At 72.2% G+C, this 17,605-nt stretch carries 16 protein-coding genes; 8 read left to right on the top strand and 8 right to left on the bottom strand.

The genetic code is table 11. The features are described from left to right. Window positions 1–2: 2 nt before the first annotated feature. The 5 genes from J3A75_RS30620 to J3A75_RS30600 form a co-directional block, all read right to left on the bottom strand. Entirely contained in the window at window positions 3–491 is a 489-nt protein-coding gene (locus J3A75_RS30620) for a chemotaxis protein CheW (protein WP_058607681.1), read from the bottom strand. A 113-nt stretch (window positions 492–604) separates the two neighbouring features. Further along, window positions 605–2,848 (bottom strand): methyl-accepting chemotaxis protein, encoded by a 2,244-nt coding sequence (locus J3A75_RS30615; RefSeq protein ID WP_071000220.1) that lies wholly within the window; start codon window positions 2,846–2,848, stop codon window positions 605–607. Between the two features lie 49 nt (window positions 2,849–2,897). Continuing rightward, complete coding sequence (locus J3A75_RS30610) at window positions 2,898–3,479, bottom strand: chemotaxis protein CheW (protein WP_209650885.1); 582 nt, start codon at window positions 3,477–3,479, stop codon at window positions 2,898–2,900. After that, complete coding sequence (locus J3A75_RS30605) at window positions 3,479–5,608, bottom strand: chemotaxis protein CheA (protein ID WP_209650884.1); 2,130 nt, start codon at window positions 5,606–5,608, stop codon at window positions 3,479–3,481. The genes J3A75_RS30610 and J3A75_RS30605 overlap by 1 nt, the downstream gene beginning before the upstream one ends. A gap of 556 nt (window positions 5,609–6,164) precedes the next feature. Beyond that, window positions 6,165–7,229 (bottom strand): methyl-accepting chemotaxis protein, encoded by a 1,065-nt coding sequence (locus J3A75_RS30600; protein ID WP_245364384.1) that lies wholly within the window; start codon window positions 7,227–7,229, stop codon window positions 6,165–6,167. A 562-nt stretch (window positions 7,230–7,791) separates the two neighbouring features. Between J3A75_RS30600 and J3A75_RS30595 the strand changes: the two genes are divergently transcribed. The 7 genes from J3A75_RS30595 to glnT all read left to right on the top strand — a co-directional run bounded on the left by J3A75_RS30595 (window position 7,792) and on the right by glnT (window position 13,725). Then, window positions 7,792–8,073: an STAS domain-containing protein gene (locus J3A75_RS30595; RefSeq protein WP_012321724.1), complete on the top strand. Its 282-nt coding sequence runs from the start codon at window positions 7,792–7,794 to the stop codon at window positions 8,071–8,073. A 35-nt stretch (window positions 8,074–8,108) separates the two neighbouring features. Continuing rightward, window positions 8,109–8,474, top strand: coding sequence for a response regulator (locus J3A75_RS30590; RefSeq protein WP_024828568.1), 366 nt, complete (start codon window positions 8,109–8,111; stop codon window positions 8,472–8,474). A 142-nt stretch (window positions 8,475–8,616) separates the two neighbouring features. Next, a complete protein-coding gene (locus J3A75_RS30585; protein WP_012321722.1) occupies window positions 8,617–9,222 on the top strand; it encodes a helix-turn-helix domain-containing protein in 606 nt (201 codons plus the stop codon). Window positions 9,223–9,360: 138 nt separating this feature from the next. Beyond that, window positions 9,361–10,254: a class II glutamine amidotransferase gene (locus J3A75_RS30580; RefSeq protein ID WP_012321721.1), complete on the top strand. Its 894-nt coding sequence runs from the start codon at window positions 9,361–9,363 to the stop codon at window positions 10,252–10,254. Next, complete coding sequence (locus J3A75_RS30575; protein ID WP_012321720.1) at window positions 10,254–10,943, top strand: protein glxC; 690 nt, start codon at window positions 10,254–10,256, stop codon at window positions 10,941–10,943. Before J3A75_RS30580 ends, J3A75_RS30575 begins: the two co-directional genes overlap by 1 nt. Continuing rightward, the gene (locus tag J3A75_RS30570) at window positions 10,943–12,271 is read left to right on the top strand and encodes an FMN-binding glutamate synthase family protein (RefSeq protein WP_209650882.1); all 1,329 of its coding nucleotides are present in this window, start codon (window positions 10,943–10,945) and stop codon (window positions 12,269–12,271) included. Before J3A75_RS30575 ends, J3A75_RS30570 begins: the two co-directional genes overlap by 1 nt. A gap of 155 nt (window positions 12,272–12,426) precedes the next feature. Then, the gene (glnT, locus tag J3A75_RS30565; protein ID WP_012321718.1) at window positions 12,427–13,725 is read left to right on the top strand and encodes a type III glutamate--ammonia ligase; all 1,299 of its coding nucleotides are present in this window, start codon (window positions 12,427–12,429) and stop codon (window positions 13,723–13,725) included. A 36-nt stretch (window positions 13,726–13,761) separates the two neighbouring features. On the opposite strand, the gene J3A75_RS30560 is transcribed toward glnT, so the two are convergent. Both J3A75_RS30560 and J3A75_RS30555 read right to left on the bottom strand, forming a co-directional pair. Beyond that, entirely contained in the window at window positions 13,762–14,877 is a 1,116-nt protein-coding gene (locus tag J3A75_RS30560) for a hypothetical protein (RefSeq protein WP_029361171.1), read from the bottom strand. 71 nt (window positions 14,878–14,948) lie between these two features. Next, window positions 14,949–15,905: an antibiotic biosynthesis monooxygenase gene (locus tag J3A75_RS30555; protein WP_071000217.1), complete on the bottom strand. Its 957-nt coding sequence runs from the start codon at window positions 15,903–15,905 to the stop codon at window positions 14,949–14,951. Window positions 15,906–16,646: 741 nt separating this feature from the next. Here J3A75_RS30555 and J3A75_RS30550 point away from each other — a divergent pair. Then, the gene (locus J3A75_RS30550) at window positions 16,647–17,162 is read left to right on the top strand and encodes a hypothetical protein (protein WP_024828571.1); all 516 of its coding nucleotides are present in this window, start codon (window positions 16,647–16,649) and stop codon (window positions 17,160–17,162) included. An 8-nt stretch (window positions 17,163–17,170) separates the two neighbouring features. Here J3A75_RS30550 and J3A75_RS30545 read toward each other — a convergent pair whose 3' ends face one another. Next, a complete protein-coding gene (locus tag J3A75_RS30545) occupies window positions 17,171–17,482 on the bottom strand; it encodes a PilZ domain-containing protein (protein ID WP_012321714.1) in 312 nt (103 codons plus the stop codon). Window positions 17,483–17,605 lie beyond the last annotated feature (123 nt).

The following is a 17,605-nucleotide window of genomic DNA, read 5'->3' as shown; positions in this document are numbered from 1 at the left end:
CCTCAGGCGGCCTGCGAGGGTGCGGCCTGCGAGGGTGCGGCCAGCGCCGGGCCGTCGCCGTCCATGAGCGCGACGAGGTCGAACACGACCACGAACGCCTCGCCCCGGCGGCCGATGCCCGCGATGTAGCGCGCGTTCCAGCGCCCGCCGACCTCGGGCGCGGCCTCCATCTCGGCGCTGTCGAGTTCCGTCACCTCGATCACCCGGTCGGCCACGAACCCGACCCGCAGCGCCCGGCCCGGCATCGGAACGTTGAGCAGGATGATCCGCGTCGCCGGCGTGCGCGCGACCGGCGGCAGGCCGAGCTTGGTCCGCAGGTCGACCACCGGGTAGCTCTGCCCGCGCACGTCGATCATCCCCAGCAGGAAGGCCGGCGCCTGCGGCAGCGCCGCCGGCACCCGGTAATCGAGGATCTCGTGGACGTGCTCGACGTCGATCCCGAAGGTCTCGGCCCCGAGGCCGAGGGTCAGGTACTGCCACACACTGGACATGCGGGATCTCCGGATGGATCGGGGCGCGGCTGCGGCTGCGGCTGCGGCGGCGGCCCGGCGGCGGGATCCGCGCGGCGACAGGTGCCGCGCGGATCCGGGCTTCGGGCGGCGGGTCAGGCGACGCGGGTGAAGGCGGCGTCCTGCGCGTCGCCCGCGCCCATGTCGAGGGCGAAGCCGCCGCCCGCGGCCGGGCCGCGCCCGCCCGCCCGCTTCGGGCTCGGCGAGCGGATCGCCGCCGAGGAAGCGCCCGAGGCCGGGCCCGCCGAGGCCGTGCCCATCCGCGCCGCGGTCGCGCGCAGGCGCGTCACCGCCTGATCGACGCCCGCCAGGGGGACACCCGCCAGGGGCGCGCCCGGCGCGGACGCCTCGGCGAGGCGGAAGTAGGCGATCGTCGCCTGCAGCTTCTCGGCCTGGGTGGCCAGCTCCTCGGAGGTGGCCGAGACCTGCTCGGACGCGCTGGCGTTCTGCTGGGTGACCTTGTCGAGCTGCTGGATCGCCTGGTTGATCTGGCCCGAGCCGACATCCTGCTCCCGGCAGGCGGCGGTGATCTCCTCGACCAGGCCGGCGGTCTTCTTGATGTCGGGCACGAGCCGGCCCAGCATGTCGCCGGCCTGCTGGGCGGCCTTGACGGTGTCGGCCGAGAGCGTGCCGATCTCGGCCGCGGCCGCCTGGCTGCGCTCGGCGAGCTTGCGCACCTCGCTGGCCACCACCGCGAAGCCGCGCCCGTGCTCGCCGGCCCGGGCGGCCTCGACGGCGGCGTTGAGGGCCAGGAGGTCAGTCTGGCGGGCGATCTCCTGCACGATGGTGATCTTCTGGGCGATGGTCTGCATGGCCTCCACGGCCCGGCCGACGGCGACGCCGCTGGCCTCGGCGTCCTGGGCCGATTGCCGGGCGATCGTCTCGGTCTGGCTGGCGTTCTCGGCGTTCTGCTTCACGTTGGCGGCCATCTCCTCCATCGACGCCGAGGCTTCCTCGGTCGAGGCCGCCTGCTCGGTCGAGCCCTGCGACAGCTGCTCGGCCGACGCCGACAGCTCCTGGGACCCCGCGGACACGTTGCTCGCCGCCGCGCTCGCCTCGGCCACGACGGCGCGCAGCTTCGTCAGCATGGTCTGCAGGGCGAGGCCCATCGTGTCCTTGTCGGAGAGCGGCCTGGCCTCGACCGTGAGGTCGCCCCGCGCGATGGCGTTGGCGAGCGCGGCCGTCGCGTTCAGGTTCTCGGTCATGCGGCCCATGGCGCCGACGAGGTCGCCGAGCTCGTCGTTCGAGGTGACCTTCGCGGTCTGGCTCAGGTCGCCCATGGCCACCGCGTCGGCCAGGGTCACGGCGCGGCCGAGCCCGCGGGAGATCGAGAGGGCGAGCCAGGTGGCGATGCCGAGGCCGAGGAGGAGGGCCGCCGCCGCCACGGTCAGCAGGATGGTCTGACCCTGGGCCGATTCCGCGTTGGCCTGGACCGCGGCCTCGTCCATGAAGCGCTTCTGCCGCTCGGCCAGGGCCTCGAACGCGTCGATCGCGGTCGTGCTCACCTTCGCGTAGTCACCCGAGGCCAGCTCGGCCGCCTTCACCGATGTCCCGGTCTCCACGACGGCCAGCGCGCGCTGGAACGAGGCCGCCCAGGTCGCGAACCGCTCGCGGACGCCCGCGACGGCGACGCCCGCCGTCTGGGCCGCCGGGGCGAGTTCCTCCAGGGAGCGGTTGATCTCCTCGCGCGACTGCTTGGCGAGGGCGACGCGCTGCTGCAGCGCCTCGGCGCTCGTCGTCCCGGTCGCGGAGGTGAGCTGGCCCCAGGCCCGCTCCACCCGGCCCTTGAACACCGCGGCGACCCGCGCCAGCCGGTCCGCGGCGGGGTTCTGGGCGTCCGCCGGCGCGACGATCAGGGCGTCGAGGTCCGTGCGCAGGGCGGCCAGCGCCGGGCGACCCGCGGCATTGATCTCGGCCCAGGTCTTCCCGTTCGAGTTCTCGCGGGTCATCTCCAGGGCGCGGGTCCCCAGCTCGGTCTGCTTCTCGAACTTGCCCATCAAGTCCTCGAACAGGCGCCGGCCCTCGTCGGACATGAGGAGCGGCCTCACCTTGGCCAGGGCCGCCATGGCGTCGGCCCGGTTGTTCGTCACGCGCTTGGCGAACTCCGCCATCTGCGCCTCGTCCGGGCTGAGCAGGGCGCCGCGGACGTTGAACCCGGCGCGGATGGCGTTCGCCTTGCCCTCGAGGACCAGCTTCTGCACCTCGGCGCGGCTGAGGACGTACTTCATCGTGGCGTCGGCCGCGGTGAGCCGCTGGTAGCCGACGCCGCTGGCGGCCCCGAGGAGGACGAGGATCGCGCCGAAGCCGACCCCGAGCTTGGCCTTGATCGAGAAACGCATCGTACTCACCCCTACGCACACAACGCTTCGAGAAGACTGCACCAGGACTTCAGTTGAGGATCTGCTCGAGGTCGGGGACGATGATGAAGTCGTCGCCCGCCTTGACGATCGCGCGGATGTACTCGGGCCGCCACGTCGTCCCGACCGGCGGCACCGCCTCGCAATCGGCCGGGTCGACCTCGGTGACCGCGAACACCTTGTCGGCCACCAGCGCGACCACCACCGGATCGCCCGCCACCGCCACCTCCAGGACCAGGAAGCGCGTGTCCGGGCTGTCGGCCGCCGCCGGCATCCCGAACCGCCCGCGGATGTCGGCCAGCGGCACGACGTTGCCGCGCACGTTCACGATCCGGTCGACATGCGCCCACGCCCCCGCCACCCGGGTCGCCGGGATCGGGTCGATGATCTCGCGCACCATCCCGGCCTCCAGCGCGAAGCTCTCCGTGCCGATCCGGAACATCACCACCTGCCGGCCGCCCCGCTGACCCGCCGGACCGCCCACCCGCGCGCCAGGCTGAGCGCCCACCTGCGCGTCAGACTGCGCGCCCGCCTGCGGCCCGGACCCGGGAGACCCGCGCGTCACGCCGCGCGTCACGCCGCTCATCACGCCACTCGTCACGCCGCCGCTCATCACGCCACCTCCTGGTAGGCGCGCGGGCTCTCGCGCGGGCTCTCGTGCGCCCGCTCGCCGCCGCCCACGAGCCGGCCGACATCGACGATCAGCGCGGCCGTGCCGTCGCCCAGGATCGTCGCCCCCGAGAACGTCGCCACGTCCGCGTGCAGCTTCGACAGCGACTTGATCACCGTCTGGTGGTTGCCGATGATCTGGTCCGCCACCAGGCCGACCCGCGCCTCGCCCGCCGACACCACGATCACCTTCTGGTGCTCCTCCGGCTCGCCCGGCGCCCCGAACAGGTCGCGCAGCCGCAGGAACGGCACCAGCGCGCCGCGGATGTTCAGGAAGTCCCGCCCGCGCCCGCCGCGCTCGCCCGCGGGCAGCGCGACGCACTCCTCCACCGCCGCCAGCGGGATCACGTAGCGCCCCGCGCCGACCCGGATCAGCAGCCCCTCGATGATCGCCAGGGTCAGCGGCAGGCGCAGCGCCACGCAGGTCCCGCCCCCCGGCTCGGTGGTGATGTCGATCGTGCCGCGCAGGCTCTCGATCGTCTTCTTGACCACGTCCATGCCGACCCCGCGCCCCGACAGCGCCGAGATCGTCGGCGCGGTCGAGAAGCCCGGCGCGAACAGGAACTGGTAGATCTGCTGGTCGCTCAGCACCGCGCCGGGCGCGCACAGGCCCCGCTCCTCGGCCTTGGCGCGGATGCGCGCCGCGTCGAGCCCGGCGCCGTCGTCGCGCACGCTCACCAGCACCTGGGCGCCGACATGCTCGGCGGTGAGCGTGATCCGGCCCGTGGCGGGCTTGGCGGCGGCCGCGCGCTGCGCGGGCGCCTCGATGCCGTGGTCGATGGCGTTGCGGATCAGGTGGACGAGCGGGTCGGCCAGGCGCTCGATCACGGTCTTGTCGAGCTCGGTCTCCTCGCCGCCGGTGACGAACTCGACCGGCTTGCCGAGGTCGCGCGCGAGGTCGTGGACGAGGCGGCGGAAGCGGCCGAACAGGGCGCCGATGGCGACCATGCGGATGCTCATCGTGGTGTCGCGCAGGCGCGCCGAGAGGCGCTCGATCTCCTCCGCGACGGTCTTGAGGCCGGGATCGGCGTGCAGGCCGGCGAGCTGGCCGAGGCGGGCCTGGGCGATGACGAGTTCGCCGACCCGGTCCATCAGCTCGTCGAGCCGCTCGGCCTCGACCCGCACGCTGCTGGCCGGCCGGTCCTCGGCCCGCCGCGCCGGCGCCCGGGCATCGGCCGGCGCGGCAGCGGCGACGGGCGGGGCGGCGACGGCCGGGGCGGCAGCGGCAGCGGCAGCGGGCGCGGCCGGTGGTGCCGGCTCCGCCGCGACCGGAGCGGGGGCGCGCGCCTGGGCCGGCACCGGCTCGGGCGGGGCGGCGTCCGGCAGCGCCGGGCCGGCCGGCTCCAGGGTCAGGACCATCTCGTCGCGCACGAACAGGAACACCTCCTCGACCGCCGCGCGGCTGACGGGCCCGCGCAGCGTGACGTCCCAGCCGAGGGCGAGGCTCTCGGGATCGAGGCCGGGCAGCTCGGGCAGGGCCTCGAGCCGCGGCACGACCGTGCAGGCGCCGAGGTCGCGCAGCTCGTCGAGGAGGGCGAGCGGGTTGGTGCCGTTGCGCAGGACGTCCAGGGCGAAGGCGATGCCGATCCGCCAGCCGGCCTCGGCGGGCGGGGCGGCGGAAGCGGCGGCGGAAGCGGCGGCGGAAGCGGCGGCGGTATCGGCAGCGGTATCGGCAGCGGCCTGGGCCGCGTCGGCGCCCGCGGCGCCGAGGAGCTGCTCGAGCTCGGCCAGGATGGCCTCGCCGATGATGGGCGCGCTGGCCTCGGGCTCCTCGATGAGGCCGCGGATGAAGTCCTTGGCCGAGAGGGAGACGTTGACGAGGTCGCGGCCGACCGGGACCTCGCCGCGGCGGACGCGGTCGAAGGCGGTCTCGAAGTCGTGGGTGAAGGCGGCGACCTGCTCGAAGCCGAACATGGCGCCCGAGCCCTTGATGGTGTGCAGGGCGCGGAAGGCGGTGTCGATCAGGGTCCGGTCCTCGGGCCGGTCGCCGAGGTCGAGCAGGGTCGTCTCCAGGCAGGCGAGCAGCTCGGCGGCCTCGGCGCGGAAGATCTCCGCGGGATCCAGGGCAGTCATGGGACGATCGGACCCTCGCACACAGCACGCAGATACAGAATGAAGCGCCCCATCCCGAGCGGGGCGAGATTCCAGCTCCGAACGCGGGCCGTTTCCTTCGCGACCAGGCAGTCGAACGGACTATCCCGGCGCGCGACGCCCGCGCGGCGACGGGGAACGACGAGCACCCGCCGCCCGACCTCTCCGGTTGTATACGATTGGACCCGAAATTTTCCGTTAACGGCCAGATTTCGACCCTGGAAGCAAAGTATATCTCGCCAAGCCATGAAGCAAAAGATTGTCGGATACAGCGATCGCGTGAGCCACGGATCACAGGATCGCGGGCGCGCGGCCTCCGGCACGCGGATGAGTCCGGCACGGCGCGTCGACGCGCAGCCGCGCGGATGCGGGCCGCGACAGCCCCGTGCGGGAGGCGGCGAGGAGATCGGATCGGGAGCGGTCGTCGGACCGGGGCCGGTCGCGGCCTAACCGGCGCGGGCAGGCCCGGCCGCGGCGCGACCGCCGGCCGGGCCGGAGCGGGCCGCGCCCGGACCGCGGCTGCGCGGCGCGCCGGCGCCTAGAACAGGTCGATGCCGTCCAGATCGTCGGCGGCCGCAGCGTCGGCGGCCGGCTTCGCGGTGGCGGGGGCACCGCCGAGCAGGCGCTCCGTCAGGCGCGCCCGAACCTCACCCAGCGTGCAGCTCCCGATCGCCGCCTCGATCCAGGCCGGGTCGGCCGCCGCACCCGGCGCCGCGACGCGGTCCGCGCTGTCGGCGGAGAGCCGGCCGAGTTCCGCTCCGGCCGAGCGCAGCAGGCCCTCGACGTTCTGGATGCGCTGCTTGGCCCGGTCCTGGAACTGCATCGCCACGATCGCCGCCGACACATCCTGCGTGATGGCCTGCGTGGTCTCGGCGGTCTGCTGCAGGATGCCCGCGACCTGCGCGTTCTGCTCGACCAGCGCCCGCATCACCATGCGGACGCGCGTCTCGGCGGTCCGGCTCTCCTCGGACATGTCGATCGCCGCGATGTCGCCCAGCAGGGCGTGGCTGCTGCGCAGGCCGGCCGCCATGGTGCCGATCTGCTGCTTGATCACGTCCGACAGGGCGTTGATGGTCGTGGCGAGGCCGCGCACCTCGTCGGCGACCACCGCGAAGGCCGCGCCGCTGGCGCCGGCCCGGGCCGCCTCGATCTTGGCGTTCAGGGCGAGGAGGTTGGTCTGGCGGTTGATCCGCTCGATCTGCGCGACGCTGCCCTCGACCGACGTCAGGCCCTCGAGCACCCCCGTGAGCCCCTGGGCGAGGGTCGAGCCGCGGGACGACATCAGGGTGATCCGCTCGATCAGCGCGGTGAGCGTCTCGCCGAGGCCGGCGGCGACGTCGCCGAGCTGCAGGGTCTTGTCGTCGATCTGGACGGTCTGAACCGAGGCGACGAGCCCCCGGACGATCTCCGACTGCTCGCAGGTCGAGGCGGCTATGTTCTGGAAGCGGTTGGACAGGCCGTGGACGTTGGCCTCCACGTCGGTGGAGACGATCCCGAGCTCGGCGACGAGGGCGTCGAGCAGCGCCCGCTGCTGCGCCGAGAGGCCGAGCCAGGCCTGGAGCAGGTCGGCCGCCCCCGCGGCGGGTGCCGGCTCGGCCGGCATCGCGACGTGCGGCGACGCGGGCTCGGACTCGATGGATGACGCGGCCGCCTCCGCGGGCGGGGCCGGCGGGATCGCGGCGCCGGGCGCCGCGCCCGATCCGGGCCGGTCTTCGACCCGGCCATCCCCCCGGCCATCGCCCCGGCCATCGCCCCGGCCATCGGGTCGCAGCTCGGGACGCATCTGGGGCCGGCGAAACCGGCCCGGGACCTGCCTGAGAATGTCGTGGGCGGCTTGGAAGGACATCGGCGGGCGGATCTCTCGGCGTCGACCGATGCGCGCGGGTCAAGCGGCAATCCGACGGTCGGTGCCCGCCCGAGGCTAAGGATCGCCGTTAAAGAAAGCGTTATCGGTCGGCCGAAGGCTGCAACGGGAGACGCAGATCGCAGTATTAAATCAGGAAGACTATTCAATGCAGGGCAGACCTCCGTCCTGTGCTGGACCCGCCCCCGCGTCAGCCGCCCTCGATTGGCCGAACCTTCAGGAAGAATTTACCCGCCACGGTGTTGACTCGAACGGGGCGGCGCGTCGCCCCGCAAGTCTGTCGTCGAGGTCACGAACCCGCATGTCCGAGGCTCCCGCCCTCACGCTCGCTCCCGACTGCACCATCCGGACCGTCCGGTCGCTGCAGGACACGCTGGCGGCGGCGCTCGCCGGCGCGGCGCACCTCACCCTCGACTGCGCGGCGGTCGAGCGCGCGGACATCACCTTCGTCCAGATCGTACTCGCGGCCGACAAGGCGGCGCGGCGGCGCGGCGCCGGCGTCGCGCTGGTCAACGTCCCTCCGGCGGTGGAGAGCGCGTTCCGGCGCGCCGCGATCGCACTCCCCAGCGCGCCGGTCCTCTAGGCGCGCACTCCAGGCGCAAGAACGGAATACGTGTCATGGCCACTGTCCTCGCCGTCGACGACTCGCCCAGCATCCGGCAGATGATCAAGGTGGTGCTCGGCCCGGCCGGCCACACGGTGATCGAGGCCGGCGACGGCGCCGAAGGCCTCGCGAAGGCCCGGAGCGAGAGCGTCAACCTCGTCATCACCGATCTCAACATGCCGGTGATGAACGGGCTGGAGATGATCAAGCAGCTGCGGACTCTGCCGAGCTGCACGGGCGTGCCGATCCTCTTCCTGAGCACGGAATCCGACGAGGGGATCAAGCAGCAGGCGAAGGCGGCCGGGGCGACCGGCTGGATCACCAAGCCGTTCAAGCCCGAGCAGCTGCTCGCCGTCGTGGGCAAGCTCGTCCGCGCCTGAGGCCGCGCGGCCGGGACGGCCGCGCCCCGCCCCGCCCCGCCCCGCGCGGCGGGCCTGCGGAACGCGGTGCAATCGGCTATGGACCTGGATCGACCGGCCGGGACGCCTCCGGCCGCGGGGTCTTCCAGTTCGCGGGCCTTCCATGCTGAATACCGGTTCGAACGCGCCGACCGAGGACGGCAAGAGCCTGGAACGGGCCCTCGGGCACCAGGTCCGCGCCCTGCGCCGCGAGCGGGAACTCTCAGTCGCCGATCTCAGCGCGGCGGCCGGCATCTCGCCCGGCATGGTCTCGAAGATCGAGAACGGGCAGATCTCGCCGTCGCTCGCCACGGTCAACGCGGTGGCGAAGGCGCTCAACGTGCCGATCACCACCCTCTTCGCCGCCTTCGAGGAGAGCCGCGACTGCTCCTACGTGAAGAAGGGCACCGGGGTCGTCATCGAGCGGCGCGGCACGAAGGTCGGGCACATCTACGAACTGCTCGGCGCCGGCATCCGCGGCGAGACCGTGCTCGAGCCCTACCTCATCACCCTGGAGGAGGATGCCGAGGTCTATACCGGCTTCCGCCACGCGGGCATCGAGTTCATCTACATGCTGAGCGGCGAGGTGAGCTACCGCCACGCCGGGCAGGATTACCACCTCAAGCCGGGCGACGCGCTCCTGTTCGACGCCGAGGCGCTGCACGGGCCGCAGGCGCTGATCAAGCGGCCGATGACCTACCTGTCGATCATCGCCTATCCCCGGCAGTGAACGCGGCGCGCCCGCCTGCCCGACCTCGCCGCAGCCGGTGACTAATTTCTCGGCAGGAAATTTTAGTGATCCTCAGTTGACGAATCCGGGACGCCGTGCGAGCCGTATGCCGGCAGGCGGCACGGAGTTCGCAGCGTCATGTGCGGGATCGTCGGACTATTCCTGAAGACTCCGAGCCTGGAACCGCAGCTCGGCGCGCTGCTGTCCACGATGTTGGGGACGATGACCGATCGCGGCCCCGACAGCGCCGGCTTCGCCGTCTACGGCGACGCCGCCGCCGGGGTGAAGCTCACCTTGCGCGGGGCGGATGCGCGGGCGCTGGCCGCCGTCGTGACCCGGCTCGAGGCCGAGACGGGCCAGGACTGCGCGGCGCGCGCGCGGGATACCCACACGGTGCTGAGCGTGGACGCGGCGGCGGCGGACGCGGTCCGCGCCTGGCTCGCGGACCACGCGCCGGAGATCGACGTCGTCTCCGCGGGCCGGCGGATGGAGATCTACAAGGAGGTCGGCCTGCCCGCCGCGGTGGCGGACCGCTTCGACCTCGCCGGCATGGCGGGCAGCCACGGCATCGGCCACACCCGGATGGCGACCGAGAGCGCCGTGACCACGAACGGGGCGCACCCGTTCTCGACGGGGCTCGACGAGTGCCTCGTCCATAACGGCTCCCTGTCCAACCACAACGACCTGCGCCGGCGGCTGCGCCGGGAGGGCGTGCACTTCGCCACCAGCAACGACACCGAGGTCGCCGCCGGCTACCTGAGCTGGCGGATGCGCGCCGGCGCCTCCCTCGAGGAGGCCCTGCAGGCGAGCCTGACCGATCTCGATGGGTTCTTCACCTTCGTGGTCGGCACCCGGACGGGCTTCGCGGTCCTGCGCGACCCGATCGCCTGCAAGCCCGCCGTCATGGCCGAGACGGACGCCTACGTGGCCTTCGGCTCCGAGTACCGCGCCCTCGTGGGCCTGCCCGGTATCGAGGCCGCCCGGGTCTTCGAGCCGGAGCCCGCCAAGGTCTACGCCTGGGAGCGCCACTGATGCCGACCGTCGACCTGCGCGCCGAGCCGCTGCGCGCCCTGAACCGCGCCCTCCACGCCCTGCGTCCCGACACGAACGAGACCCGCTGGACGGTCGTGAACCCGGACGGACGGCACGCCATCGCGGCGGGCCTCGACGCCCCGGTCCACGTCGAGATCGAGGGCAACGCCGGCTACTACTGCGCCGGCATGAACAAGCGGGCCACCGTCGTCATCGGCGGCAATGCCGGGGTCGGCGTCGCCGAGAACATGATGTCGGGCGTCGTCCACGTGCGCGGCGACGCCAGCCAGGCGGCCGGGGCCACCGCCCAGGGCGGCCTGCTCCTGATCGACGGCAATGCCGGGGCGCGCTGCGGCATCTCGATGAAGGGGGTCGACATCCTCGTGAAGGGGTCGATCGGCCACATGTCGGCCTTCATGGCCCAGGCCGGAACACTGACGGTGCTGGGCGATGCCGGCGAGGCGCTGGGGGATTCGCTCTACGAGGCCCGGCTCTATGTCCGCGGCGCGGTGACGAGCCTGGGCGCCGACTGCGTCGAGAAGCCGATGGGCGACGCGCACCGGGAACAGCTCTTCGCCAAGCTCGCGGCCGCGGGCCTCGCGGGCGAGGTCGATCCGGGCGAGTTCCGCCGCTACGGGTCCGCACGCAGCCTCTACCACTTCCACGTCGACAACGCCGGAGCCTACTGATGGCCGAGACGCCCCCGCGCACGGTCCCGCGCACCTCGGCGACCTTCACCCCCGAGGTCATGGCGGAGATCCGCCGGGCGGCCGCGACCGGCATCTACGACATCCGCGGCGCCGGCGCGAAGCGCGCGCTCCCGCATCTCGACGACCTGCTGTTCCTCGGCGCCTCGATCAGCCGCTACCCGCTGGAGGGCTACCGCGAGCGGTGCGGCACCGAGGTGGTGCTGGGCGACCGCTTCGCCGCGAAGCCGATCCGCCTGAAGACCCCGGTGACCATCGCCGGCATGAGCTTCGGCTCCCTCTCGGCCAACGCCAAGGAGGCCCTCGGCCGGGGCGCGAGCCTCGCCGGGACCTCGACCACCACGGGCGACGGCGGCATGACCCCGGAGGAGCGGGGCCACTCGCAGACGCTGGTCTACCAGTACCTGCCCTCCCGCTACGGCATGAACCCGGACGACCTGCGCCGGGCCGACGCCATCGAGGTGGTGATCGGCCAGGGCGCCAAGCCCGGCGGCGGCGGCATGCTGCTCGGGCAGAAGATCACCGAGCGAGTCGCCGGGATGCGCTGCCTGCCGCCGGGCATCGACCAGCGCTCGGCCTGCCGCCACCCGGACTGGACCGGTCCGGACGACCTCGCGATCAAGCTCGAGGAGTTGCGCGAGATCACCGACTGGGAGAAGCCGATCTACGTGAAGGTCGGGGCGAGCCGCCCCTACTACGACACCGCCCTCGCGGCGAAGTCCGGCGCCGACGTCGTCGTGCTGGACGGCATGCAGGGCGGCACCGCGGCCACGCAGGACGTGTTCATCGAGCATGTCGGCATCCCGACCCTGGCGGCGATCCGGCCCGCCGTGCAGGCCCTCCAGGACCTCGGCCTGCACCGGAAGGTCCAGCTCGTGGTCTCCGGCGGCATCCGCTCCGGCGCCGACGTCGCCAAGGTGCTGGCGCTCGGCGCCGACGCGGTGGCGATCGGCACCGCGGCGCTGATCGCGCTCGGCGACAACGATCCCCGCTGGGAGGCCGAGTACGCGGCGCTCGGCACCACGGCGGGCGCCTACGACGACTGGCACGAGGGCAAGGACCCGGCGGGCATCACCACGCAGGATCCGGAACTCGCCCGGCGGCTCGACCCCGTGCTCGGCGGCCGGCGCCTCGCCAACTTCCTCGCCGTCATGACCCTGGAGGCGCAGACCATCGCCCGCGCCTGCGGCAAGAGTCACCTCCACAACCTGGAGCCCGAGGACCTCGTCGCCCTGACGATCGAGGCCGCGGCCATGGCCCAGGTCCCGCTCGCCGGGACGGACTGGATCCCCGGCAAGGCCGGGCCATGAGCGCCGGGCCATGAGCGCCGGGCCATGAGCGCCGGGCCATGAGCGCCGGGCCATGAGCGCCGCGCTCTGACGACCGCGCTCCGAGAGACCGGGGCCGCCGCCGGGCGACCCCTCCCCCGTTCCGGCCCTCGTCGGCCCTAGTGAGGGTGCACGCGATGTCGCTCGATCTCGAGACCGCCGCCAAGGAGCGCGGCATCAAGTACTTCCTCGTCTCGTACACCGACCTGTTCGGGACCCAGCGGGCCAAGCTGGTCCCGGCCGCGGCGATCGCCAGCACCTGTCGGAACGGCGCGGGGTTCGCGGGCTTCGCCACCTGGCTCGACATGAGCCCGGCCGATTCCGACCTCCTCGCGATCCCCGACGCGGACGCGCTGATCCAGCTGCCCTGGCGCCCCGAGGTCGGCTGGCTGCCGGCCGACCTCGTCATGGACGAGCGCCCCGTCGAGCAGGCGCCCCGCAACCTGCTGAAGCGCCTGATCGCCGAGGCGGCGGATCTCGGCCTCGCGATGAAGACCGGCGTCGAGTGCGAGTTCTTCCTGATCACCGCCGACGGCGCCGAGCCCGCCGACATGTCCGACCGGCAGACGAAGCCCTGCTACGACCAGTCGGCGCTGATGCGGCGCTACGACGTGATCAGCGAGATCTGCGACGCGATGCTCGCCCTCGGCTGGAACCCCTACCAGAACGACCACGAGGACGCGAACGGCCAGTTCGAGATGAATTGGGACTACGACGACGCCTTGGTCACCGCCGATCGCCACGCCTTCTTCAAGTACATGACCCGCTCGATCGCCGAGAAGCACGGCCTGCGCGCGACCTTCATGCCCAAGCCGTTCGCGGAGCTGACCGGCTCGGGCTGCCACGCCCACGTCTCCCTCTGGCGGGACGGGCGGAACGTCTTCGCCGACCCGTCCGACCCGACCGGCCTGTCGCCGACGGGCTACCACTTCATCGGCGGCCTGATCCACTCGGCCGACGCGCTGGCGGCGATCACCAACCCCTGCGTCAACTCCTACAAGCGGATCAACGCGCCCCGGACCAATTCGGGGGCGACCTGGGCGCCCAACACGGTGACCTACTCGGGCAACAACCGCACCCACATGATCCGCATCCCCGGGCCGGGGCGGTTCGAGTTCCGCCTCGCCGACGGGGCCGTCAACCCGTACCTGCTCCAGGCGGCGATCCTGGCGGCCGGCCTCGACGGGATCCGCAACCACCGGGATCCGGGCCCGCGCCTCGACATCAACATGTACACCGACGGCCACACGGTCGAGGGCCTGAAGCGGCTGCCCCTCAACATGCTGGACGCCCTGCGCGCCCTGTCGGGCAGCGCGATCCTCGGCGAGGCCCTGGGCCCCTTCGTGCCGAGCTATCTCAAGCTGAAGAACGAGGAGTGGAACGCCTACTGCCAGCACCTCACCCAGTGGGAGCGGGACACGACCTTGGATTGCTGAAGCCGCGCGGAACGGCCCGCGCCGCGACCGGCCGTCTCATTTCAGGTGGTAGGCCACCCCGGCGATCAGCGCCTTCTCCTCGGTGTTGAGGGTGCGCCGCGGGTCGCCGCCGAACTTGTTGTGCCAGTACTGGAAGCCGGCGAAGACCTCGACCCGGTTGGGCGTGTCGGCGAGCAGCTGCCCGACATCGAGCACGAGGTTGGTCTGCGAGACGAATTCCAGCTGCGTGTCGTACTGGTTGATCGTGCCGTAGCGGCCCTTGGGCAGGACGATCGTGTTGAAGCCGGCCAGCGACAGCGGCAGCCCAGTGAACGGCAGCGGGATCGTGTAGGTGATCTCGAATTCCGGCGTCATCTTGAACTCGACGCTGCGGAAGTGCGCGTAGTCGAAGCCCGGTACGGCATCGCGCCCGGAATTGCCCGGTACGGGACCGTTCCCCGCCAGGCCGTTGCGGGAGAATTCCTTGTAGCCCTGGACCTTCAGGTTCACGAACCCGGCCGGCACGTCGAAGGCGAAGCTCAACCCGAAGGTGCCGGCGCGCTTCTCGGAATCGAAGGTCGTGTCCTTGGTGTTGACGTCGGCCCCGAACGACAGGCCGATATCCTTGACGATACCGGGAACGGCGAGGGCCTGCGTGTCGAAGACCTGGTTGAGGCTCAGGACGCCCCGGTAGATCAGGTAGAACTCGGTGGCGCCGACGCCCTCGAACCTGCCGACCCGATTGCCCGCCGGGTCCTGGGATCCGGACCGGAGGATGTCGAGGGAGAGCAGGTTCGTCCCGTAGGCCCACGAATTGGCGTGGAACAGGTTGATCACGTTCTTGGGGACCTCGCGCCCCACGAACTGGCCGTCGGGACGCTGGACCCGGAGGCCGGGCTCCGCGGAGGGCCCCTGGAAGCGGTAGCTCACCACAGTGTCGGAGAAGGCGAAGACGGACGGCGGCGGCGCCGCCATCACGGTGGCGGCCGCGACGGGAACGCCGGCCTCCTGGCGCCTCGTGCGGGCCGCGGCCGGCGTCGGCGCCGCGGCTGAGGCGGTGGCCGGGGCCGGCTCGGGCTCGGCGCGGGCCGGACCGGCCAGCCCGGTCCCGCAGGCCAGGATCAGCAGCCCCGCAGCCGAGAGCGGGCTCACCCGGGACACCGACCGGAGCATCGCGCGCGCCTCCCCTGGCCCGTCCTCTGAACGGCGCCCCGCGGACCGCGACCGCCCCGGCGCGACGCCGGTCACAACAGCTTCCAGAACACGAGGATCATGACCGCGTAGGCGGCGGTCAGCAGCGCGGCGCCCTGCAGGTTGACCCGGGTCCGCCGCGCCGGATCCGGCGTCAGCCACCAGTCCAGCCGCCGGGCCGTCCAGGGCACCATCAGGGAGGTGAGCAGCACGCTGAACACGTTGCCGATGAACAGGGCGACCGGGAAATCCACCTTCAGCAGCCCGGCGAGGATCGGCGTGCCGACCAGGACGCCCCACAGGAACACGGTCGGGTAGAGCGTCAGCACGACGATCATGTTCATCTTCCACGCCGCGGGCGCCACCCCGCCGGGCGGCGCGACGTTGCGGAACCACTGCTCGAAGCCGCTCTGCACCGTCCGGGTGTGGAATTCCGCGGTCATCGGCACCGCCTCGGCGACCAGCGCCTGCCGCTCCGGCGAGTCCATCCAGGTGCGCAGGTTCGCCTCGCTGTCGAAGCGCAGGATCGCGACGTAGTCCTCCTGCACCCCCGGCACGGCCGGCTCGAACCGGTAGCCCTGCATGCCGGGCGCCCGCGACTGCGCGGCCGCGATCTTCTGCTCCCAACGGAGGTAGGCCGCCTCCATGCCGGGCTTCACGCGGGTGCTGATCACCGCGCTGACCGGCGAGGTCCGGGCCGCGCTGGCGTCGTCCTTGACGATGTGGACGTCGTCGCGGCCGACGAGCATCGGCGTGGCGCCCTGGATGCGGGCCTGCCGCTCGGGGGAGGCCAGCCAGGCCTTGGCCTGCTCCAGGCTGTGGAACCGCTGCACGATCACCCAGTCCACCTGCAGCGGCGGGCGCGGCGGGATCAGCTGCTGCTCGATGAAGCCGGGAAAGGCCGCCACGACGGCACTGGTGTCAGTCTGCCATCGGGCGAAGGCGTCCGCGCTCTCCGGCCGGATGGTCGTCTGCGTCACGATGCTGACGGACGTTGTGGCACCGCTCATGACCCTACGCGCTTCCGTTGCACGGCTGTCTGCACGCGCGCGTTCGTGCGGAGAGGCGGACGGCCCTCGGCCCCGCCTCTGGTCACCGCCCGGCGGGTCCGGGACGGTCCCGACGGGCTCCACCTCCGGCGGACCGGGCGACGGGTTCGTGGGCCAAGACACCGGGACGGCGACAGACTCGCGGGGACCTGCCGCTCCGCGAAACACGAGGAGAAACAACCGAGAATTGATCTTGCATCCAGCGTTCACCACTTGACTGGCGGCACTGCCCTGCAAGCCTGCATCAGCAGACAAGCCTCTGCCGAAGTCAAGACCTCAACACGGAAGACAAATATATTATTTGTAAATACGATACGTTCTCTACAGCACTCGTCTTTTTAGCCGAAAGTCTTCGACGATATTTATCTCGCGCGCGCGGGTCCTGGAACGCCGAAATTTTTCGGCTCCAGCCCGGCCCGGCGCCCGCCACGCTGGGACGGAGCGACAACAAAAAAGAGGCGGGCTGGAGACGTTCGTTCCCCGACGCGCGCCGCCGAGGGCCCGGCCGGACGGTCCTCACCGGATAGCTTGGCCGGGTAGCCCTGGCCGGGCAGCCTTGGCCGGGCAGCCTTGTCGGGCACCCTTGGCCGGGCAGCCCCGGCCGGACGGGCCGGCGCCCCGTAAGGCAGCCTTAACACTAACCGACCATACCCGGGGGCTGTCGTAGGGCCTCTGGGGTGTGTGCGTGCCGCAATGAATGCCGTGTCAGGACCGCCCGCCGGGCTCAGCACGTCCCTGACGCCGCGCGTTCTCGACGGCAGCACCCCGCACGCCGAACCGGTGACCGGCGTCGTGGCGGGCGAGGCGGCCCGGGCGGCGTCGAGCAGCGCCGCGACGGCCCCCGCGGCGCCGGCTCTCGACCCGGCCCGGATCCGGGACCGCATCGACGCCCTGATCGACAACCAGATCACCGCCGGCCGGATCACCGGCGACCAGGGCGGCGTGCTCCGCCAGCTGCTCACCGCGCCCGAGGCCGGGGCAACCGCCGATCCGGCGGATGGACCGGCCTCGCAACCGGCGCGTTCCGCCACCAGCGGAACTCCCGACGCGTCCCAGGACCCGACCGCGTCGGGCGACGCGCGCCTCAGCCCCAGCGAGACGCTGGCCTCCTTCATCCAGCAGATGCAGCGGACGCAGAGCCGGACCATCGGCTACGGCAGCGACGGCGCCCGCAACACCGATTTCGCCAGTTCCCGGCTGCTCGACTTCAACACCTGAGCGCGGCGCTACCAGGATCGCGCGATCCGCGAGACCCGCTGCACGGCGAGGCTGTAGGCCTCCGCATCCGCGTCGACCTGGACATGGACCCCGCGCGCGCTGGTCGTCACGACGCGGGCGCGCACGGTCCCGAGGATCGCCGCGTCGATCACCAGCTCCGTTCCGGGCGCGGCCGCGAACGCGTCGGGCATCGCCATGAGCAGGCCGCCCGCGCTGACGTCGAGGATCGCCGCCCGATAGCTGCGCCCCGCGTCCCGGACCCGAGCGGAGAGCGTGACCGGAAAGCGGGGCGCCGCGCGGCGGTCGCCGGCCTCACGCATGGTGCCCTCGCGGGCAGGACGACTTCATCTCGACTATAGACACCCACACCGACCTAATAGAGACAAATACATTCTCGGTTAAGGTAAAGAGCCGGTTAACCTTCTGCCACGACACTGCGCCCG

Origin of the sequence: Methylobacterium sp. PvP105, assembly GCF_017876975.1 — a bacterium.
In the GTDB taxonomy this organism is placed as follows: Bacteria; Pseudomonadota; Alphaproteobacteria; order Rhizobiales; family Beijerinckiaceae; genus Methylobacterium; species Methylobacterium radiotolerans.
Note: the sequence above shows the minus strand (reverse complement) of the source record. Positions and strands in the feature narration are given on the sequence as shown.